Annotated in this window: 19 protein-coding genes; 13 read left to right on the top strand and 6 right to left on the bottom strand. The window is 56.4% G+C overall.

Annotated features, from left to right (window positions below):
- Positions 1–42: 42 nt before the first annotated feature.
- Together H4O11_RS17300 and H4O11_RS17295 are read left to right on the top strand one after the other, a co-directional pair.
- Complete coding sequence (locus tag H4O11_RS17300; protein WP_343042854.1) at positions 43–1200, top strand: two-component system sensor histidine kinase NtrB; 1158 nt, start codon at positions 43–45, stop codon at positions 1198–1200.
- The gene (locus H4O11_RS17295) at positions 1193–1549 is read left to right on the top strand and encodes a response regulator (RefSeq protein ID WP_182341420.1); all 357 of its coding nucleotides are present in this window, start codon (positions 1193–1195) and stop codon (positions 1547–1549) included. The genes H4O11_RS17300 and H4O11_RS17295 overlap by 8 nt, the downstream gene beginning before the upstream one ends.
- A gap of 148 nt (positions 1550–1697) precedes the next feature.
- Here H4O11_RS17295 and H4O11_RS17290 read toward each other — a convergent pair whose 3' ends face one another.
- The 4 genes from H4O11_RS17290 to H4O11_RS17275 all read right to left on the bottom strand — a co-directional run bounded on the left by H4O11_RS17290 (position 1698) and on the right by H4O11_RS17275 (position 4007).
- A complete protein-coding gene (locus H4O11_RS17290; RefSeq protein ID WP_182341417.1) occupies positions 1698–2357 on the bottom strand; it encodes a MarC family protein in 660 nt (219 codons plus the stop codon).
- A 24-nt stretch (positions 2358–2381) separates the two neighbouring features.
- Positions 2382–3068 carry an outer membrane protein gene (locus H4O11_RS17285; protein ID WP_182341414.1) on the bottom strand — a complete coding sequence of 229 codons (687 nt, stop codon included), beginning with the start codon at positions 3066–3068 and terminating at the stop codon, positions 2382–2384.
- Between the two features lie 547 nt (positions 3069–3615).
- Complete coding sequence (locus H4O11_RS17280) at positions 3616–3759, bottom strand: hypothetical protein (RefSeq protein WP_182341411.1); 144 nt, start codon at positions 3757–3759, stop codon at positions 3616–3618.
- A 92-nt stretch (positions 3760–3851) separates the two neighbouring features.
- Positions 3852–4007: a hypothetical protein gene (locus H4O11_RS17275; protein WP_182341408.1), complete on the bottom strand. Its 156-nt coding sequence runs from the start codon at positions 4005–4007 to the stop codon at positions 3852–3854.
- A 600-nt stretch (positions 4008–4607) separates the two neighbouring features.
- On the opposite strand from H4O11_RS17275, the gene H4O11_RS17270 reads away from it, so the two are divergent.
- The gene (locus H4O11_RS17270; RefSeq protein ID WP_182341405.1) at positions 4608–5009 is read left to right on the top strand and encodes a hypothetical protein; all 402 of its coding nucleotides are present in this window, start codon (positions 4608–4610) and stop codon (positions 5007–5009) included.
- A 161-nt stretch (positions 5010–5170) separates the two neighbouring features.
- Here the strand turns inward: H4O11_RS17270 and H4O11_RS17265 are convergent, their stop codons facing one another.
- Entirely contained in the window at positions 5171–7396 is a 2226-nt protein-coding gene (locus H4O11_RS17265; RefSeq protein WP_182341402.1) for a polysaccharide biosynthesis tyrosine autokinase, read from the bottom strand.
- A gap of 724 nt (positions 7397–8120) precedes the next feature.
- Here H4O11_RS17265 and H4O11_RS17260 point away from each other — a divergent pair.
- From H4O11_RS17260 to H4O11_RS17220, 9 genes are read left to right on the top strand one after another with little or no spacing between them, the layout of a single operon-like run.
- The gene (locus H4O11_RS17260; RefSeq protein WP_182341399.1) at positions 8121–9287 is read left to right on the top strand and encodes a nucleotide sugar dehydrogenase; all 1167 of its coding nucleotides are present in this window, start codon (positions 8121–8123) and stop codon (positions 9285–9287) included.
- An 8-nt stretch (positions 9288–9295) separates the two neighbouring features.
- Positions 9296–10765, top strand: a complete 1470-nt coding sequence (locus tag H4O11_RS17255) for a lipopolysaccharide biosynthesis protein (protein WP_182341384.1) — start codon at positions 9296–9298, stop codon at positions 10763–10765.
- Positions 10762–11886: a nitroreductase family protein gene (locus tag H4O11_RS17250; protein WP_182341382.1), complete on the top strand. Its 1125-nt coding sequence runs from the start codon at positions 10762–10764 to the stop codon at positions 11884–11886. Before H4O11_RS17255 ends, H4O11_RS17250 begins: the two co-directional genes overlap by 4 nt.
- On the top strand, positions 11883–13010 hold the full coding sequence (locus H4O11_RS17245; protein ID WP_182341379.1) for a polysaccharide pyruvyl transferase family protein: 1128 nt from the start codon (positions 11883–11885) through the stop codon (positions 13008–13010). Before H4O11_RS17250 ends, H4O11_RS17245 begins: the two co-directional genes overlap by 4 nt.
- Positions 13011–13045: 35 nt before the next feature.
- Positions 13046–13918, top strand: a complete 873-nt coding sequence (locus tag H4O11_RS17240; RefSeq protein WP_182341376.1) for a glycosyltransferase family 2 protein — start codon at positions 13046–13048, stop codon at positions 13916–13918.
- A 21-nt stretch (positions 13919–13939) separates the two neighbouring features.
- On the top strand, positions 13940–15130 hold the full coding sequence (locus tag H4O11_RS17235) for a glycosyltransferase family protein (RefSeq protein WP_182341373.1): 1191 nt from the start codon (positions 13940–13942) through the stop codon (positions 15128–15130).
- Positions 15102–16313 (top strand): hypothetical protein, encoded by a 1212-nt coding sequence (locus H4O11_RS17230; RefSeq protein WP_182341370.1) that lies wholly within the window; start codon positions 15102–15104, stop codon positions 16311–16313. The genes H4O11_RS17235 and H4O11_RS17230 overlap by 29 nt, the downstream gene beginning before the upstream one ends.
- A complete protein-coding gene (locus H4O11_RS17225) occupies positions 16310–17404 on the top strand; it encodes a DUF1972 domain-containing protein (protein WP_182341367.1) in 1095 nt (364 codons plus the stop codon). Before H4O11_RS17230 ends, H4O11_RS17225 begins: the two co-directional genes overlap by 4 nt.
- 53 nt (positions 17405–17457) lie before the next feature.
- Complete coding sequence (locus tag H4O11_RS17220; protein WP_182341365.1) at positions 17458–19326, top strand: acyltransferase family protein; 1869 nt, start codon at positions 17458–17460, stop codon at positions 19324–19326.
- 170 nt (positions 19327–19496) lie between these two features.
- On the opposite strand, the gene H4O11_RS17215 is transcribed toward H4O11_RS17220, so the two are convergent.
- Positions 19497–20942, bottom strand: coding sequence for a hypothetical protein (locus H4O11_RS17215; protein WP_182341362.1), 1446 nt, complete (start codon positions 20940–20942; stop codon positions 19497–19499).
- Positions 20943–21294: 352 nt separating this feature from the next.
- On the opposite strand from H4O11_RS17215, the gene H4O11_RS17210 reads away from it, so the two are divergent.
- The coding region (locus H4O11_RS17210; protein WP_182341647.1) for a GDP-mannose 4,6-dehydratase at positions 21295–21761 on the top strand (467 nt) is incomplete at its 3' end.

Raw genomic sequence — 21761 nt, 5'->3', positions numbered from 1 at the left:
GCTTCTAGCTTCACCCGCTTCAGGGGGAGAAAGTGCAGTCCCGTGGTACACGCAGTCACCAAGCTCACCGCACAGACCGATTCATCACGCCAGCTGAAACTGCTTTTCGAAAGCGTCAGTGACCACGCACTGTACCTGCTCGATACCGATGGGCTGGTCTGCAGCTGGAATCCAGGCGCGCAGCGCATCAAAGGATACAGCGCCGAAGAAGTCATCGGCACCCATTTCGGTCGCTTCCACTGCCCGGTCGACCGCGACGCCGGCGAGCCGGAACGTTCGCTGGTCATCGCCATGCGTGAGGGCCGCTACGCCTGTGAAGGATGGCGCCTGCGCAAGGATGGCAACCGCTTCCGCGCCAGCGTAGTGATCGAGCCGGTGTTCGAGGGCGACGAGCTGGTCGGCTTCGTCAAGGTCACCCGGGACATCACCGAAAGCTACCAGGCGCAGACCCTGCTGCGCGACGCGCAACGGGCGCTGGCCAGCACCCAGCAGTTCGAGAGTGTCAACGTGCTCAGCCGCGGCCTGGCCCATGAGTTCAACAACCTGCTGACCACCGTGCACAACGCGCTGGACCTGATCGCGGTGCGCAGCGCCGACGATGCGGCCACCATGCGGCTGATCGAAAATGCACAGGCAGCGGCCGACCGCGGCGCCATGCTCACCCGCCAGTTGCTGGCCTTCGGCAGCGGCCAGACGCTGGTGCGCGAGCGCGTGGACGTGGCCGCCTGGCTGGCCCGCACCCTGCCCGCGCTGCAGGGCGCCTGCCAGATCGGCCTGGTGCTGAAGGCCGAATTGCGCCCGCAGTTGCCGGATGTGCTGCTGGACCCGGCACAGCTGGAAAGCGCACTGCACAACCTGGTACGCAACGCCTGCGATGCCATGCCCGATGGCGGCAGTGTCTGTATCATCGGCGAGGTGGAACGCCGGCTGGATCCACAGGCCGACGTGCCCACGTACCGGAATTATGTTGCGCTGCGCGTGCTGGACGATGGACACGGCATGGCGCCGGAGATCGCCGCCCGCGCCAGCGAGCCCTTCTTCACCACCAAGGACATCGGGCAGGGCAGCGGCCTGGGCCTGAGCCAGGTGTTCGGATTTGTCACCCAATGCGGCGGCTTCGTCGATGTATCCAGCACCGAAGGTGGTGGAACGACGGTCAGCCTGCTGCTGCCAGCCCTGGAGGTTCCCGCCAATGACTGAATCCATCCGCGTGCTCATGGTCGAAGACCAGGAGGACCTGCGCGACATGATCGGCCTGGCCCTGCAGGACATGGGCATCACCGTAGACACCACCGCCGATGGCCACGAAGCCATTGCAATGATGGAACGCGACCAGGCCTACGACGTGGTGTTCAGTGACATCAGCATGCCCAACGGCATGTCCGGCATCGAACTGAGCGAGCACGTGGCACGCGTCCAGCCCGGTGCGCGGATGATCCTTTCCTCCGGCTATGCGCGCTCGCAACTGCCGCCGCTGCCGGGGCATGTTGAATTCCTGCCGAAGCCTTATCGGCTGCGGCAATTGGTTGAATTGTTGACGCGTGGTTGAACGGTGGCCGGTGACGGGCATGGCCCGTCACTACCCATTCAAATGCGAAACGGCCCGCCACCCGTTCAAATCCCGCCATCCCGACCACGGCCCGGCAAAACGGCCGGCCGGCCATGTAGCGCCGGGCCATGCCCGGCGGAACGACCCGTCACCCATTCAAATCCTGCCATCCGGACCACACCAGCTGGATGCCGATGCACAACAACACGAACGCCACCAACTGCTGCATCACCACCGCGCCAGCCGGACCCAATCGCGTTACCACCACGATTGAATTGCGCAGGATCAGGTAAATCACCACCGCCACCATCAGCGCACCGCCCACGGCCACGATCGCCCCGGACAGGAAGTGCAGCGGGTTCATCGATTCCCCGTGCGCGCCCAGCGTGATGCATGCGGAAATCACCCCCGGCCCGGTAGTCAGCGGAAACGTCAGCGGATAGAAACTGCGCTGCATCAGCTGGTCATCCGCTATCCCCGCCGCCTCGGTTTCATGCGCCGTCGGCGCCGCATCCGAACGCGCGGCCAGCATGCGCCACGCACTGGCCGCCACCAGCAGCCCGCCGCCGAAACGCACCACCGCCAGCGAGATGCCGAAGATGGTGAGCACATACGTGCCCACCAGCATCGAGGCGATGATCACCCATGCCACGTTCATCCCGATCTGCCTGGCCAGCATGCGCGCCAGGCCATGCTTCGTCCCCACGCTGGACACGAAGATGGACGCGATGCTGAGCGGGTTGATGATCGGCAACAGGGTGACCGGCACAAGGAACATCTCCTTGGCCAGGGCAGTCAGGTATTCCATTCCAAGCCCCATCGGCACGCGTGATCAGAACGACCAGCGGGCTCCCAGATAGACTTCGCTGGACACCACGTTTGCACGCATGTATTCGTCCTGCAGCATGCGGGCGTTGGTGAACGCGTTCCATCCGCTCTGGGCCTGGCCCATGTCGGCATAGCGGTAGCCCAGGTCCAGCGTCAGCTTTTCGATCGGCGAATAGGCCACGCCGGCACCCAGCGACCAGGTCAGGTTGTCCTGGCGGCCAACGTTGTAGGTACGGGTGGGCATGCCCTGCCAGCCATCGGATTTGATGCGGGCGATGCCCAGGCCAGCGGAGGCATACAGCGACACCTGGTCGGTGACGGCGAAATCGCGGTAGACATTGGCCATCAGGCGCTGGGCGCGGATGTAGTTGACGTTGTTGCTGGCCGGGAACGCGGTGGAGCCGCTGGTGAACGTATCGCGCTTCGGCAGGGTGTACTCCCCTTCCACGCGCCAGCCATTGCCGAACTGGTAGCCCAGTGCCAACGAACCGGTGGTGAACTTGTCCTTTTCCTGGCCCGGCACGAACGCACCGATACCCGGACGCGCACTGGCGTCCATGCTGCGCGCCTTGTGCTCGGCACCGATGACACGGCCGCCGACGTAGTACCCGGCATCAGCCGCGAACGCAGCCGTGGACTGCATGCCGGCCAGGGCCAGCAGCGAGAGCGAAACAAGCTTCAACTTCGACATCAGGTCTTCCAGATAAGAGTGAACAGCCAGCACGCACTCTAGGGCCGTGCCTTGCTGGTCCCCTATCAGACGGAGCTGATGTTGGTGTTCGGCGGGGTGGCGGGCGCGCTGGGTGACGGGCATGGCCCGTCACTACCAATCGTGCCAATCGTTCTGCTTGACGGGCATGGCCCGTCACTACAGGTCGTGTCGTTCCGCGTGGCGGGCATGGCCCGTCGCCACCTGAGTCATTCTTCGTCGTGCCAGCCTTTCCGGCCGTAGGCCACGCTGCGCAATCGCGACATTCGCCAACCACCATGCGAACGAAGCCGCCCGCTGTCCCCAGTGAGCACAAAACGACATGCGCCCCATACAGCCGTCAGCAGGTCAACATGCCAACTGCGGAGCTTGCGAAAGGCATAACGGAAACGGGCACGGTACATAGGAATGCGCGCTGGAACGGGCAGCCATTCGCTGCCACTCCACGCTAGAGGCGGATGCCCGACACCTCAATGAGACAAATCCGAAAATGCCACGTCAGCCGTAGTGCACGGCGAACGCCCACACCTCACTCGTCTTCGTCGCTATGCCCCCGGCGCAGCCGGGAAACGCGCCAGCCGGCGTGCGAACGGAAGCGACCGGTATCGCCGGTCAACCCGTAACGCAGCGCCAGCCAGCCTGCCTGCACTGGCCCTACGTGCCAGCCGCGCACCTTCCTGAATGCATAAGAGAAACGGTGCAGGCATTTGTCCTGATCGTGCGCGGTGCGTCGCGAAGAGGGCGGTTCCCCATGCATGGCAGGCCTCAGCTTCCAGGGACGTGCTGGGTGACGGTGCGGGTCTGGTGGCCCATCCGGCTATGGCGCTTCTGCTTCTGCCACGCCCATACACTGAATTGGGCCAGGCCAATGACACAAGCAAAGATTGCCGCAACTTGCAGCAGGCTGAAAATAAGGTTCATGGCGCGCTACCAGATCGGGGGAGAGGGGGGACCCGCCAAGTGCGAAAAACACCACACCGAACGGCTCAGTGCCAGATTACCGTCATTACGTTATTCCCTTTTGTGAACCGTATCACATTTTTTGGCCAGCGCAAATGATAGTTCGTCAGCTCTTTGACGCACGTCCCATATAAGCGCTCCCTACCCCACCGCACTGACGGAACGGATCACCCGCCTGGTGCCTCGGGCCTCGTGATGGCCTACGCAGGATGACGTCATCGGGGAGCCGTTGGTTTCGCACTCCCCCACTCACATCCCACAGCAAAACCGCACATTTCCTCATGTACGCGGGCGGAAATCCTGCGCACGATGGTTGGGCTGGCGCATTCAGCGCCAGCCGGGATTGGCGTCCCGATCAATTTTCGTCCGTTCGGCTCTGTTGTCGCCCATTGGGCACGGCGGAGAATGCATTGCCTTGCCGGTTACATGGCGGGCGATGCGCGGGGATCGTTTTCCCGATCCGCCGGTTTTTGGACGAAAATTTTCCGGTACGCCAACCCGCATCGTCCGCCACCTTGCGCCACGGCGCAGGTGGCCTCCACGAGATGCCGAGGGCTACCGATGACCGATCCCACCCCCGCCAGTGAGCGCCTGCAGGCCCTCATAGGCGATGCCATTCACGACCTCTCACCTCATTTCGTCAGCAAGCTCGACCGCATCCTGGCCGGCCAAGATGGCATGGAGGCTACCAGCGACCGTGTGGTGGATCTCTTCGGCGACCGGAGGGGCAACACGCGTCCCGGAGGAAAGCGGGCATCCGCCAGCCGGCTGGATGAGGCGGCCTCGATCAGCCGCAAGCTCGCCGGGCTGGGCGCCATCATGCAGATCCTGGAAGCGGCGCATCACTGCCGGGAAGACGACACCAACGAGCCCGTGCTTGGCGTGCACCTGGTGGAAGGGCTGCTGATGGCTGGCCGGGAGTTGTTCGATGCGGTGGATGAGGGCATGAGCGGGGCGCTGTAACACGAGGTCATGACCCGCTGCTCCTGGCGATGACCTGCCGGTGACGGGCATGGCCCGTCACTACCGGGGCCATGCCCCGCTGCTTCCGCCCCACGGGCCCCACAAACGAAAAGGCCCGGTGCAATGCACCGGGCCCCTCAATACCAGATCAAACGCAGGCCTCAGCCTTTGTCGTCCGAAGCGTACTCGTAGTAGCCATAGCTGTAATAGCCGGTAGCGCGCTTCTCAACCGCGTTGAAGATGGCGCCCTTCACCTGCACGCCGTTCTGCTCAAAGCGCTGCATGGTCAGCAGGATCTCCTTCGCCTGGTTCACGCCAAAGCGGGTGACCAACAAGGTGGAGCCTGCATGGGTCGACACCAGCGCAGCATCGGTAACGGCCAGGATCGGCGGCGTATCCACGATCACCAGATCGTACTGCTGCGACAGCGACTCCAGCATCTGCTGGAAGCGTGGGTGCATCAGCAGTTCTGCCGGGTTGGGCGGAACGTCGCCACGCACCATGTAGTGCATGTTCTCCTGGCCTGGCAACGCATGAATCGCTGCCTCTACCGCAAGCTTGCCGCCCAGCACGTCTGAAAGTCCGTTCTGGTTGGAGGTGCCCAAAATCTTATGCAGGGTGCCCTTGCGCATGTCCGCATCGATCACCAGCACGCGCTGGCCCGCCTGGGCAATCACCGCAGCAAGGTTGCCGGACACGAAGGTCTTGCCCACGCCGGGACGCGGACCAGAGATGGCCAGGACGTTGTTCTTGGCTTCCAGCATCGCGAAATGAAGGCTGGTCCGCAGGCTGCGCAGGGCTTCCACGGCGGGATCCGCCGGATCAGTGACTGCCAAGAGATGCTGGCGGCCGTCGGCCACCACGCGGGTGCCGTGCTTACCCTTGCGCAGCTTGGGCATGGCACTGGACACGCTGAGCGGGATGGCGGCGTAGATCGGCAAGCCGAGTTCTTCGATGTCCGCGGGATCTTCGATACCCGGGTTGAGCATGCGCTGAAGCAAGACGAAAGCGACGGAGAAGAAGGCACCGAGCAGCGTGGCGATAGCCACGATCAGCGCCTTGCGCGGCTTCACCGGGTTGGCAATGTCTACCGCGGCCGGATCGACAATCCGTACGTTACCCACCGCACCCGCACGCGCCACGTCCAGTTGTTGGGCCTGATTGAGCAACGCGGTGTACATCTCATTGCTGACCTGCAGATCGCGGGTCAAGCGCAGCAGTTCCTGCTGGGTGTCGGGCAGGTTGCCAACATCACGCTGGAAGCCAGCCTTGCGCCCTTCCAGACTGGAAATCTGCGAGAGGAGCGCCCGATAAGCCGGATGTTCGCGGGTGAAACTACGATCCATCTCCGCCTGCTTCAGGCGCAACTGCTGGATGCTGGCCTCCACTGCCACTTCCTGATCCAGCAGCCCCTTGGTCTGCATGGTGATATCCACGGAGTTTGCCTTGGACTGGTAGGCGGTCATCGCCACCTGAGCCTCTTCCACCTGGCGGCGGATCACCGGCAATTGCTCCTTGACGAACTCCAGCTGTGACGCCGCTTCGGCCGAGCTGCGCTCCACGTTCTGGCGGACATAAGCATCGGCAACTCGGGCAACTACCGCCTCGGCAGCGACTGGATCTTCGTTCTCATAGCCGAGCTGCAGAATGCCAGACTCCTTGCCCTGCTCAGCCGCTTGTACAGTCTGCTGCAATTGGGAGACCACATCAAAGCGACGCAGCTTGACCAGATCAAACCGGGTATCCGGGTTGGCTCGCAACGCCAACACATCCAAAGTCACGCCTTGGCCTGTGGCAGATTTGCCTGCCTGCCCGCGGAGAATCTCTTCGCCGTCATCGTTGTACAGCACAAAGCTGCCGGCAGCGCCCGACTGCAGCACCAACGGCGCACCAATGAGTTCATTCGGCACCTCAAGACGATGAATCTGCAGCGACTCGCCGCCCCAACCATAGCTGCTCGCCCCGAAGCGCGGAGGCGCAACCGCATCTGGAGTCTCAGGCTCAAACCGACGCGCGAAATAGTTGCCAAGAATCGGAAAGCGACGCGGCGTTGCAACGATGTCCAACTGCAACTGATCCACGGCCGTCCCTATGACAGTCCGTGAAGTCAGCAGCGCGACCTCAGTGGTCGCAGCGGCACTGGTTGTGCTGCCCATGGAAGCAAGATCGGAAATGCCTGGGATGGCCGGCAATTTTGATTCGACCTGGACCATGGATTGCGCCCGATACACTGGCGAAGCCAGCAGCGCATACAACGCACCCACGATGAGAAACACCGCGGTGGTACCGATGATCAACCACTTCCGATCTATGAGAACACCAAGCAGTTCCCGCAGATCGATCTCATCATCCCTGCTGACCGCACGTGAATCCGTTTGTTTTGTCATCGCTTCCACTTAATTCAGGAACAGCCCAACTTGGCGTCTGGCTGCTCGGTCAAATTTCTACAGCAAGGCAGTCATCGGTACACTTTCCGGCAACCAAAACGATGTCTCGATAAGCGAAAGCAGGTCTTAGGAGCGAGCCCAGGCCTTTACTTATCAATGACTTGGCGATTCTTAACTATTGCCGAGCGCGTCAGTCTACGCGGATCGCATCGCCCGCGCGACCCTAAGCATGCTCCGACGCGATGGGTAAAGTACGATGCGATTCGGATTCAGGGCGTGAAGATGCATCAGTAGCACTAGCTCCCCAGCAACACCTCCCGCCGTCCTTCGCTGTTATCATCCCCGCCCCCAACTGCCACCGCAGGGAGCCGTGACAGGGATTGGGTGCAGCCTCACGTTTGTGAGGATCAATACGACTGAAGGAGCAGCGGAATGATGCACAGGGAGGCTTTGCTATTGGCCTTGAGCGCCGGGGCCGCTGGTGGGTACCGCCCAGCATGAGTCCCTCGATTCTCCCCGACATCCGTGTGGGAAATTGCCCGCCCTCTTGTAGTACGATCCCCTACGCCTGCAGGAATGGCCCCCACAAGTCGGTCTTGCGGACTGAGTTCCATATCATTGTGGGGCGGCGAACAGTAGCGCGCTTGAGGGGAAGCGCATGCTTGCTGGATGCGCCGCCCCCGTCCTTCACCTACAGCGCGCTTGAGATACAAGGATCCCCTCAATGAAGATTGCCGTGGCCGGGACAGGCTATGTAGGCCTGTCCAATGCGGTTCTGTTGTCCCAGCACCACCAAGTTGTTGCATTTGATATCAATGCTGAGCGGGTCGAGAAGATCAACACTCGACAGGCGCCACTTGAAGATCGGGAAATCGAGGATTTCCTGGCCAACAAAACGTTGAACCTGGTGGCCACGCTGGATCGTCGACAGGCTTACGAAGGCGCGGCCTTCGTGATCATCGCCACGCCGACCGATTACGACCCCCAGACCAACTATTTCAATACCGGCTCGGTGGAATCGGTGATCCGAGACGTGCTGGAGATCAACCCGGATGCGGTAATGATCATCAAGTCCACCGTGCCAGTTGGTTGCACTGCGGAGTTGCGCAAGCGCTTCAACACCGAGAACATCATCTTCTCGCCGGAGTTCCTGCGTGAAGGCAAGGCGCTATATGACAATCTGCACCCCAGCCGGATCATCGTGGGCGAACGCTCCGACCGGGCGGCAGTGTTTGCTGAATTACTGAAGGAAGGTGCCATCCGCAAGGACGTACCGGTGCTGTTCACCGATGCGACTGAAGCCGAGGCGATCAAACTATTCGCGAATACCTACCTGGCTATGCGTGTTGCGTACTTCAACGAACTGGATACATATGCGTCCGCGCATGGAATGGATACACGCCAGATCATCGAAGGCGTCAGCTTGGATCCGCGCATTGGCGGGCATTACAACAACCCATCATTCGGGTACGGCGGCTATTGCCTGCCGAAGGACACCAAGCAGTTGCTGGCTAACTACAAAGAAGTTCCTCAAAATTTGATACACGCGATTGTGGAGTCCAATCGCACTCGCAAGGACTTCATCGCAGACGAAATCATTCGTCGCAGCCCCAAGATTGTTGGTGTCTATCGCCTAGTAATGAAATCCGGTTCCGACAACTTCCGTGCGTCTGCAATTCAAGGCGTCATGAAGCGCGTCAAAGCAAAGGGAATCGAGGTGATTGTTCATGAGCCAGTCCTCACGACCGGCGATTTTTATCGCTCACGTGTAGTCAATGACCTTGCCTCCTTCAAAGAGCAGGCGGACATAATCGTCGCCAATCGTGTTACACCAGACCTACACGATGTCCGGAACAAGGTTTACACCCGCGATCTTTTCGGCGCGGATTGACAACCAGAATGTCCACAGAAGAGACCACCACCGACTTAAAGAAGAAGGCGGTTCGCGGCGGCGCAATCTCCATGGCAGCGCGACTGAGCACGATCATGATCCAGATCTGCTCCATCGTCGTGCTTTCACGGCTCCTCGCGCCTGATGATTTCGGCATCATCGCAATGATCACGGCGATCACTGCGTTCATGGGACTCTTCCGGGATATGGGCTTGTCTGCAGCCTCGATCCAAAAGGGGGAGCTCTCTGACGAACATACCAATGCACTTTTCTGGTTAAACGTGGCTGCCGGAGGGCTACTAACCCTGCTGACCATGGCCTCTGCGCCATTGATTGCATGGTTCTACGATCGGCCTGAGTTGCAACCGGTGACCCTTCTGCTCGCGACTACCTTCGTAATCTCTAGCATTGGTGCCCAGCACTCGGCACTGATGCAGCGAGAGTTACGCTTTGGGCCAAAGGTAGCAGGAGATGTCGCAGGCGCGCTGCTCACGCTTGTCGTTTCAATCACTCTTGCCCTGTTTGATCAGGGCTTCTGGTCTCTGGCCTGGGGAACCGTGCTGGGCGCTGCTCTAACCACGTTGATGTACCTGAAAGGATCGAAATTCAGACCCAGCATGCCCAAAAGGACAGGAGGCATCAGAGAGCTACTCGGATTCGGCGCAAATGTAACTGCTTTTGAACTCGTGAACTATTTCCATCGAAATCTCGATAGCGTACTCATCGGCCGCGTATGGGGAGCGGAATCTCTTGGCCATTATAGTCGCGCCTACCAAATGATGATGCTTCCGATCAGCAGCCTCAGGGCGCCGATCAATGCAATTGCATTTCCTGTCCTCAGCCGCCTACAACATAATCCGGCGGAGTTTCGAACTTTCTACTGCAGAATCGCGTCACTGCTTGCATTCCTCTCCATGCCACTCATGGCGTTCCTGATAATCAATTCAGAAAATGTAGTTAGCATCGCGCTCGGCAAACAATGGATCGCTGTCGCACCTATATTTGCCCTTTTAGGGATAACAGGATTCATTCAGCCCGTCGCCAGCTTAAGGGGCCTTGTGCTTTTGAGCCTGGGACAGACAAGGCTCTATCTGGCATGGGGGATCGTTAATGCTGCTGTAGTCAGCGTGGCATTTCTCATCGGAGTGAGTTGGGGCCCGACAGGCGTGGCGCTTGCATACGCTATTGCAAACTACCTGATTCTCTATCCATCTCTGGTCTACTTTTTCAGAGAGACACCGTTAAGGCCATTAGACTTCTTCTCCTCAATAGCCATTCCGCTGACGGCAACGATAGTGGCCGCAATCGGGGCTTTCATTTCCACCCAATATTTGGTGATGACCGCCTCCAATTGGATCCAATTGGGTTCCTCCGCCGCAGTCTTCCTTGCCCTCTTTCTGGTTGCCGTATTACTACTTCCCGGCGGCAAGAAGACGCTCAAGGACTACTACACCATGCTACGGATGATTAAGAAATGACAACATCGTCAAGCAGGATAAAGGCCGCACTGCGACCCGTAAAGCGCACCATAAAGTGGATCATTGGAACCGTCGACTCGTCAGCTGCCCGCCTCGCTGCTGGGAGTCGCCCGCTTTCCAATCTGTATTATGCGCTTCAGGGCAACTTTGGCCGCGAGCATCGCGCGGTTCTACATGGACGCCGCCGGTATCTTGAATCATTGCGGAACCCGTCTGGCAATACCAGTCTCTTGCGCCGCAATGTCCATCGACTTGAAAAGGGCCTTCTAATGCGGCCCAGGCGCCTTCCATTTGGCCTTGACTACATCAAGGAAACGGTACTTGCATATTCGCGCGCGGCCAACGCCGGTGCCGAGATCAATGAGCTGCTTTGGGCGCGTGATGTGCTCGAAGAGTACATGTCAATTACTCCCCAACACGCCATAATCGATCCATTGCGCGAGGTCGTTTCACAGACCACGGCGTCCATTCTGCACACTGCAGACCCTCATCCGCGGACACCATATCTGCGCTCGCGCAGTGAGCAACCAACCGTTAGCTATGAGCAGCTTCTCAAGTTGGCAGAATATCGCCGCTCGGTCCGGTGGTTCATGCCCGACGCCGTGCCCAGGCACCTGATTGACAAGGCAATTGAAGTCGCAGCATATTCACCAAGCGCCTGCAACCGCCAACCGTTTGAGTTTCGCGTCTTTGACAACCCAGACCTCGTCTCCAAGATTATCAAGCTACCCATGGGGACATCGGGCTTCGGGCATCAGGTTCCGGCCTTGGCGGTTGTGATAGGCAAACAGCGAAACTACTTCAGTGAGCGCGATCGTCATCTCATCTACATTGATGGCTCTCTTGCGATAATGTCGTTCGTTTATGCCCTAGAGGTCCAAGGCTTGGGTTCTTGCTGCATCAATTGGCCAGATATTGAGGACCGTGAGCAGAAGATGCAGAAGTTGTTGGATCTTCAGCCCGATGAGCGGCCCATCATGTTGGTCGCCCTGGGTTACCCAGACGCCGAAGGCATGGTCGCCAACTCGACCAAGAAGAGCCTTTCGATCATGCGACGCTATAACTTTGAGGAGCCGTCGCCGCCTGCCCCCGCCCAATCCGAACGGAATCCCGCGCAATGAAAGTCATCGAGATCAAAGGCATTGGTATCCCAAACAAGGGGGCCGAACTCATGCTGCATTCGGTTCTTCAGCACTTCGAGTCCGAGCATCCCAGTATGTTTGTCGTCGAGCCGAATACGGGATACGTTGGACGTGCGCGCTACGGCCTGTGGCAAAAAACGAGCTTCGAAGTCCGGGGCCGCGCAGTAGATGCGTCCTGGATCTTCCGACTTATCCCACGCACCTTGCGCCGCAAGTTCGGCCTGGTCCTTGACAGCGAGATCAACACGATCATCGATGCCTCGGGCTTTGCCTATGGTGACCAGTGGGGCGCGCGCAAGGCGCGCGAACGCTTGGGTAAGCGTTTGCGCAAATGGAAGGCGGCGGGAAAGAAGGTCATCTTGCTCCCTCAAGCCTTTGGCCCCTTCACAAGTGACGCTATCCGCTCGGAAATGGCGACGATCCTTGAACATGCCGATCTCGTCTTCGCGCGAGACAATCAGTCTTTCTCCCACCTCGAGAAAGTCAGTCCGGGAAAAGCTTTCAAGTCGCCCGACTTCACCAACCTCGTCAAGGTCCCTTCGTACCCTGGAAGAGAGGCCTTCGCAGGCAGGCCGTGCGTGATCCCGAACAGCAAGATGATCCAGATGGGACGCATATCGGAGGAAGCATACGTCGTAGGCCTTACAGAGGCTGTTCAAACACTGCTGGAGAACGGGATGAATCCCTTTCTACTTTTGCATGAGGGTGCCGCCGACTTGCGTCTCGCAGAGTTGGTCAATCAGAAGCTTGGAAACGCTTTGGAGATCCTCCGAACAGATGATGCGCTGGAGATCAAGTACGTCATCGGGAAATGCTCCATCGTCATTAGCTCCCGTTTTCATGGGCTGGTCAGCGCTCTATCCCAAGGCATTCCCGTTGTAGCCATGGGTTGGTCTCACAAATATGAAGAGCTACTTGCAGACTATGGCTCGGCAGACCTTCTGGCAGACCCCCAAGTAGCCGGCTCGATCGCTGACAAAGTGCGACTTCTCCTCCAGCCTGGGCAAATAGAGAAAGCGACGGAAATCATAGAAGGACATGTGGAGACCCAAAAGTCTCTGGTAGCTGAGATGTGGAAGCGCGTTGACGCCACGCTTGCCTAAACTTTCATAGCTCCCAATTTGCAGCCGAGGTGCGAATGTTCATTAGCGTCATCATCCCGACCTACAACAACAACACCGAGCTACGGCTCTGTCTTGCATCACTCGACGCACAAAGCATTGGGAAAGATGCGTTCGAAGTCGTGGTCGTCGATAATGGCTCCAAGACACCGGCCAGTGAGATCACCCGGCTCTTTCCATTCTGTCGATGCGTGCAAGAGTCAAAGCCAGGCTCCTACAATGCCCGCAACACAGGCGTCGAGCACGCCAAGGGCGATGTGCTAGCGTTCACGGATGCTGACTGTCTGCCCGACAGCGACTGGCTGAAAAATTCCCACCGACTCATGGCCCAGAATCCCAACTGGCAAGCAATAGGTGGGGATATCGAGGTCACTCTGAGTGAGACCCCTAATTCTGCCGAGATATATGAATCTATATTCTCTCTGAAGCAGCGCATCTACGTTACCGAGCTAGGTTTTGCAGCTACAGCAAATCTAATCGTTCGGCGAGACGCCTTTGACGCCACAGGACATTTTGACGGCGGACTACTCTCTGGCGGCGACTATGATTGGAGTCGACGATATGCAATGGCCGGAGGTCAGCTCCATTTCGCACCAGATGTACTTGTTCGGCATCCTGCCCGTGCGTCCTATCGCGGGCTCGTGAAGAAGCGCCGTCGCGTGATCGGAGGAAGGCGCCTCGTAGATGGTCGGTATCCGAACCATTCCTCCCAGCGCACTATCAACCAGCAGTACGGGGCGAGCCAAAACCTAAAGCTACTGATGAACTCGGCAACTGAACACGTTAGTCTCCTGCGCTCGTGGCAGGTGCTGGCGATGAAGCTGAGCTTAGGAATTGTCGCCCGATATGAGAAGGCTCGCCTCGCCCTCGGCGGAACACCTCTACGCTGAGCGGACGTCACTTGCAGCGAAATGGAAGTGCCTTTGAAAAATATTAACTTTGTAGTCCTCCCATATCGTGACCGCTACTTTGCCGAGCGGTATGGCGTGGCAGTGCGCGACCTCCATATCATCCAGGCATTAGGAGCATCTCCAGACGTTGCCTCTGTGAATGTCTTCAATCGCCCCGTATCATTGCATGAGCGCATTCTCGGCGTTAAAAGTCAACATATTGGGCAATCACCATCGGCCGAATTCCCGGGCGTCGAATGGATCGATGTAACTTCGCCCGATCCAATTGGCCCCCTCTTCAAACGTCGCTGGGTTGCCGGCTGCTATAGCGGATGGGTAGAGAGAATTTCAAGGTTGAAGAAGAAAGGCCATCTCAATGTCCTTCTTGACTTTACTCCGCTATCCCGAATTCCATACCATCTGCTAGATTTCGATGTCATCTGGTATGATTTGATCGACAACTTCGCCAAGCATAATCGTTTCTCCAACCAAGAGAGAAATATTGTTGCGACCAAGTATCGGACAATAAGTACAAGTGCAGATCTGATTACTGCTGTCTCCCAGGGAGCGTTGAATGCCGTCGATAGGGCATCATCGGCATGCTTCAACGTCCTCCCCAACGGTTTGCCGCTGCTGCGTCAAGAAGCTGGACTGGATCAGGCAATCAACCCGGAACATGACTTTGGCTTCATGGGTTTTGTAACCGACAAATTCGATGTTGCCTTGGTAGCCAGGCTATCGGGATTGGGCTACAGCACCGCGATTCACGGCGAAGTCTACGATGCAAGCGTCGGCAATCAACTCGCGAGCCTTTCTGGCGTGACGCTATTCGGTGGTTTCAATGCCGCTGATGCATACACAAAGGCAGCAAGCTTCCGAGTGGGCTTGATCCCTTATTTAGCCGACAAGCGCCATGACGAATCTCCACTAAAGCTATACCAATATCTCGCCTGGGGACGCCCCGTAATGACCTCAGCAGAGTTCGAGATTACAAATAAATATATTTCCGACTATAGCGGCCTTGATGAAGAAGCCCTCAGGGAGCTTTGCGTCTCAATGTTGGCCACTGCGAGTGACGACACCCTCGTGCCCAACATCCGTAACAGCGTTGATCACTCGGTCAGATGGGACACGAAGATTGCTGGTCCGCTTTCCGCCATACGAAACATAGAAGCCCAAGCCCTTGAAGATATCGGCCAGCATGTACCTTAGAACTAAAAATCTGCCACTCTATATCTTCATTGCTATCGCCTTTTTGATAGGTGGACCATTGCAATTTTTGGGCATCGTCAGCCCTACGCAAACCAATTACGTCGCGCTACTTGCTTGCCTTGTTTACCTCGTATCCAATGGCATAACCATGCCATCCCGTAGTGAAATGCTGCTCTTTGGCATCGCACTGTTCATCTACGCCGGCATCGTATACAACGGCAGCAGTCTACCGGGCGTACTCGTTTACACCTACTACCTCGCTTGCCCCCTGATCGCAGTCAGAACAGCAAAAATGGCCGTCTCCAAGGGCGCGATCGGTTCGTATAGAACCGTCTACATGATCCTGATAGCGACCTTGGCGTTGCAAGCAGTGGCAGTCATCATACAAAGCTTCTTCGCTGACCAGCTAATCTCCATCGCCGCTGGCGATATCAGCCGCACTGACATCACATCTGGCACTTTTTTTGTGAAGTCAGATGGCTCTTTGGCTGTTTTCTGCGCTATTTCAACAGTGCTTTTTCTCTCATCGCCTTTGCGCCTTAGATGGAAGTTGGCCGCAGTTGCATTCTCTGGCCTAGTTGTTTACATGTCCGGATCAAAAGCAGCCCAAGCCTATTTCCCACTCGCCATCATGGCGACACTTTTCTATAGAGGCACAGCAGCAAGTAGATTCCGTATTCCGCTGCGCGCGCTGGCCGGCCTATTCCTCATCATTATAGTGGTCATCCTAGCTACAAAAGCCCAAGAGGTCTACGCCGCCTTTATGAGCAACCTTCACGACACATACGACTACCGCTACGGAGACAACCAGGCGCAGCGTTTCGCGCCACTAGGGGATATGATTTTTTCACCCACATCATATCTTGGCAATGGCGCATTGCATTATTACAACCCACTAACTGGCGAATGGCTCTACTATTCCGGATTTAGTCTAATTTATTCATTTTATTATGACTTCGGCTTGATTGGGCTAGTACTAATAAGCCTCTACGTCGGCACAATGCTAAGGGAGTTGTCAGGAAGCTGGGTAGTGACGGGCTTCGCGTTCTCAGCGTTCACCGTCTTCTCAATCACCGCATTCTCACTCACGGATCTTTCCTTCTTCTTCTTTCTGGCGTACGCATGTCTCCATCAGAGAAATTTGCAACAGCCAGACTCATCTGAAATGAGGTCGCTGCATTGAGCAAGTCATTGAGAATACTCGGTATAAGAGGCGTGCCAGCTGCGCACGGCGGATTTGAAACGTTTGCTGAGTACCTTTCGCTTTATTTGGTAGAAAAAGGTTGGAACGTCACCGTCTATTGCCAAGAAGATGGTCACGGCAAGCCTTGGACCGACTCATGGGAGGGCATCACTCGCGTGCACTTCCCTGTTTCCCAGACTGGCCCCGCTGGGACTATCGCCTTCGATCTCAAGTCGACGCTACATGCTGCTGCCGCGGCTGAACCGTGCCTCATTCTCGGATACAACACTGCGGTTTTCATGTCCTTGCTACGGCTGCGCGGAATACCATGCCTGATTAACATGGATGGCATAGAATGGGCCCGCGCAAAGTGGGGCTCCATGGCTAAATTATGGTTCTGGATGAACGACTGGGCTGGCTGCTGGCTGGGCACCCATTTGATCGCAGATCATCCAGAAATTAAGCGCCACCTAAGTTCGCGCGCCCGTGAAAGTAAGATTACGACTATTCCGTATGGCGCACCCCACGTCTTAGAGGCAGAGACAACTGCCTTGGAGCAGTGGGGATTGCAATCTGGAAAATATCTGACTGTAATTGCGCGGCCAGAGCCAGAGAACTCGATTCTCGAGATCGTCCAAGGATTTTCAAGCCGTAGCAGGGATCTAAAGTTACTTGTTCTAGGCAATTACGATAGAAGCAACTCCTATCAAGCAAGTATCCTGGATGCCGCAAGTGATGACGTGATCTTCGCCGGCGCGATCTACGATGGCGAAATCGTCCGCGCCATCAGATACCATTGCCTGGCATATGTACATGGCCATCAGGTTGGCGGCACCAACCCTTCTCTGGTGGAGGCGCTTGGAGCAGGAAATGCTGTAATTGCGCACGACAACCGTTTTAATCGATGGGTCGCTGGAGATTGCGCAGAGTATTTTACTGATGCTGAATCTTTGGGCGTGATACTAAACAACATTGACGCGACGATGATTGATCGGATGCAAGGCGGTAGCCGCCGCCGATTCCAAGACGGACTAACCTGGCCACAGGTACTTTCCGAATATGAATTATTGATTGCCACGCACACAAAATGACTCTACCAATCCCACAGTCAGCCACCACATCCACGTCCACTCCAAAGTTTCGTTTGGATATCAATGGGCTGCGGGCCATCGCGGTAATGATGGTAGCCATCTATCATTTTAAATACCAGTTCGGCTATGGCGGCTATGCAGGCGTAGATGTTTTTTTTGTCATTTCCGGATTTCTCATGAACGAGATCTATCGGAAGTCTGCTCCGTTCTGGGCGGGAGCGATGGATTTCTACTCTCGCCGCCTCAATCGCATCTATCCAGCCCTGGCCTTTTTTTCCGCAGCGACGTTTCTTCTGTTATTGCCATTCTCAGCTCCGAGCGCATTATCTTCCGTGGCTAGAGAGGTGCTTGCGGCCCTTACGTTCACAAGCAACATCTTCTATTGGAAGTCCACAAGCGGATACTTTGGCGCTGCAGCCGACTCCTTCTCGCTGCTTCACACATGGTCGCTTTCTCTTGAGTGGCAGTTTTACATATTCTTCCCCCTGATAATTTTTTCTGGCAACATCTTTCGCCGCATCATTCCGTTGTGGGCAATCTACCTATTACTCGCAGTTGGATCGCTCGTCGCATGCCTGATTCTGGCTCCGCGGTTTCAGAATCCAGCCTTCTATCTTCTTCCGACGCGCGCATGGGAGCTGCTGATTGGCGCCTTCGCATCCGCAGTTCCGCTTCGAAACCGCTTTCCTCGCCTATCCGAGGTGACAGGATTAATCGGCATAGTACTTTTTTTCCTTGTATCGAAGAGCTCTGTGGGCTGGCCTGGCCCTTGGACGCTCGTTCCGACCATTTCCGCAGCATTACTACTCCACGCAAACATTGGTAACGAACGAAGTTTTCTTCGGTTTCAACCATTTCAGAAGCTGGGAAATTCTTCTTATTCAATTTATTTGGCGCACTGGCCCATTGCCCACCTTTTCCATGTAAAGCAAATTGCTTTCACACCCATATCGTCGGGAATTGGGCTGGTTATATCCGTCATCCTAGGCATGGCAGGCCATCATTTTATCGAGAGGAGATTCAGGCCGCGCTTTCTGTCGATGATCGCAATTGGACTTGTCATCATCGCGACAGCGTTTCTGGTCTCAAAGCTTGAATTATCTAAGCACTGGCTTCCAAAGCAGGTCATAGAGCTGGATAGCTACGCCAACTATGTTGGCACTACGCGTCATCGAGACCAATTCGGAAACCTCAATGCCACCTGCTTTCTCAGCAGTTCCCGTAATGGCGTTGATCTCTTCGATGACAAATGTATCCCGCGAGGAAGTAAGCCACGGCTTCTGATCCTGGGCGACAGCCATGCGGCCCAGTTATCCAGATCATTGAAGGACGAGTTCACTGAATTTGACGTATCACAGGTGACAGCTTCGGGCTGTCTTCCCGTCCCGAGTTCCCATGGTGCTCAGCGCTGTACTGAGTTAATGAACAAGTTCTACAACGAAATACTTCCATCAACGCACTTCGACATCGTACTAGTGACGGCTCACTGGTTCTCTTTGGCCCCTGACATTAAGCCCTTACCTAAGCTTATTGCGTCAGCCACCGACCGCTTGTCCATGAATGCAGGGCAGGTCTATGTGATTGGCCAAACGAAGGTTTATGACCATCCGCTGTTCAAGCTACTCCAAGTCGGTGCTGACCCGGCTTCTCATGAAGTTGAGGGCGCGCAACGCCTTAATGACTTCCTGGCTAAAACTTTTGCTACAGGTAACACACGATATCTCAACGTGTATGAGCTCAATTGCAAGGCAGTAGGATGCAGCTATATTGATGATAAGAATGAGCCATTCATGTTTGACGACAATCATCTAACACCTGGCTGGGCGGCGGCAGAGGCGAAGCTGCTCCGAGAATTGATGAGGGAGGAGATCGCACCCTCGCCTTCGCATGATGAGCTGGCGGGCAGCCCTGTCAGTGATTGATATGCGCAAGTGGCGGCAGCGATTTCTGCCGTCACGTTGATTTTGATTGATCGACGGAACCTGTCGACACTCCACTACCACTACCATCTTTTGATCGGCTGGACACGCTGCCCAACTCCCTATTGCTTTCAATAGTGTTTTTTGCGTGAACCTCAATACTCTCACGGCTGTTAACGTGGTTCTTTCAGAACCCGCGCGCGATAAGGAAGGCCGTTAGGAACAGTAAAGTTGTTGCCACCCTGCTCCGTGGCCAACTGACTCCCTTGGCTCCGCAACGAATCAAATCCGACAGACCCCTTGGCTGCGGAGGATCCGCGATTATCACGAACCACTGCAGTGCCGGCCAAGACACTAATTCCATATCGGGGAAAATCTCGAATTACATTTCCTCGAACGCTGCCACCGCGGGGAGTTACTACTGTGGGCGTTTTCGGCGTTATCAACTCACCGGACGAGTTGCGCAACCCATTCAGAGTCCCTTTGCCAACGCGAATACCCCCGATCCGCCCTCCATATAATTCAAACCCTGTAATATCCAGGTCCCAAAGCCCTAGCCAACTTACGCAGTACCCAGGCGCACGATTGGCGAAATCCCGAATTTTAACGTTTTTTATTTCTATATTTTCAACATATCCGCCACTTGTAGCCGTGAATACGACAACACCGTCCAGTCCACGCGCCCAACTTTCAGTTGGAGGGTTTAAGTTATTAATTCTACTATCGTGTATTCTTATGTTTTTTGTTACACCACATGTGAATAGACGATGGGTGCCGAGCGGGACCCTTCCCAACTGAGCGGCCTTGCCTGCAACTGCGTCCTCTTTACTTGAGGCCAGGCGGATATGGTCAGAGTCGACTACAATCACAAACCAATAATTTGCTCGAGGAAGTCCCTCCACGCCCTCTTTTGCGTCCATGCGTGCGTAGATCAGCGGGTGTGCTGGAGATAACCCATGTCCAATCAATTGAATTGAATCGGAATCCACCTGAGCTGCCGTAAAGTCCTTGCAGCCCAAGCAATAGGGCTCAATCCCAATCACTTCCCGCACACAGTTCTCGGCAATGACTTGGATCGACCCACCCGAAACATTGCCATATTGCACACCGAAGTTTGCCGAATTACTCAGACGAGCCTTCACATTCACGTTCTTGGATGGTCGATTGTTGGGCTGAAAAGCAGATACTCCAATAGCGCCGCCTCTAATCTCCCCATCCGCAGCAGCGCTTGCCGTGATCCAGCCATCGAAATCAAATGCTGCCATGTTATCGATTAAGATTCCGTGCTCCGCATGCGGCCCGCATCGATGGAAGCGCAAACCCGAGATGGACGCCTTTTTCATTTCTTGCTCGCGCGATCTTCCTATAATGCGTTTGCCCCGCGATGTGAACCACCCGAAGATCACTGGGGGATCAGCCATATCCCCCGTCCAACTCATGTTGTGAATCGGGATCTGCCTAGTCGTCTTGTATTGCTTGCCTTTTGCGAACTCCACCGAATCGCCAGACTCCCCGGCTTTCACTGCAAGATCAAATGCATTTGCATTGTCAGTGCCCGCTCCGGTATGGATATCGCCATCGCCAACTCCCCCCAACTGCTCGAATGGAATTATTTTCATACAATGGCTTTCCTTCTAGTGCTGCCGCTTAGTTAATTTTTCTTAATGAAGAACGAAGGCTCGCCCTATAGCAGGCGCTTGCGCACCAAACTCCATCGGCCATCCCCCTATTGGGAGCCGCAATGTCAAGAGCAAGCTAGAAATACCACGTCCCACTTTAAGCATGGGCACAGCGTCATTGATAGATTGCTACATCGTTCGGCTCCTTGCTATGTCATTGGTGAATGCCAGATTAGTTAGAGCATTGCCATCCGCCGTTTCTTGCGCTCGGCAGGCCGCCTCATTGCCCCGGCAATGAGGCGGCCTGCTATGCTCGGTTCGGTCTAATATTGCCTTTTCGAGGAGATCACTTATTGCTACTTGGCTAGTCACCGGCGGTGCCGGATTCATTGGCGGCAACTTCGTCCTCGAGGCGGTTGCCCGCGGCGTCAAGGTCATCAACCTGGATGCCCTGACCTACGCCGGCAACCTGAAGACCCTCTCCAGCCTGGAAGGCAATGCCAACCACGTGTTCGTGGAAGGCGATATCGGCGACAGTGCGCTGGTGTCGCGCCTGCTGGCCGAGCACCAGCCCGACGCGGTGCTGAACTTCGCCGCCGAGAGCCACGTGGACCGTTCCATCGACGGCCCGGGCGCGTTCATCCAGACCAACGTGGTCGGCACCCTGGGCCTGCTGGAAGCGGTGCGTGATCACTGGAAGGCACTGCCAGCCGACAAGGGCGAGGCATTCCGCTTCCTGCACGTGTCCACCGACGAGGTCTACGGCACCCTGGGCGAGACCGGCAAGTTCAGCGAAACCACCCCGTATGCCCCGAACTC

The organism is Stenotrophomonas tumulicola (genome assembly GCF_014117215.1).
Classification (GTDB): domain Bacteria; phylum Pseudomonadota; class Gammaproteobacteria; order Xanthomonadales; family Xanthomonadaceae; genus Stenotrophomonas; species Stenotrophomonas tumulicola.
Note: the sequence above shows the minus strand (reverse complement) of the source record. Positions and strands in the feature narration are given on the sequence as shown.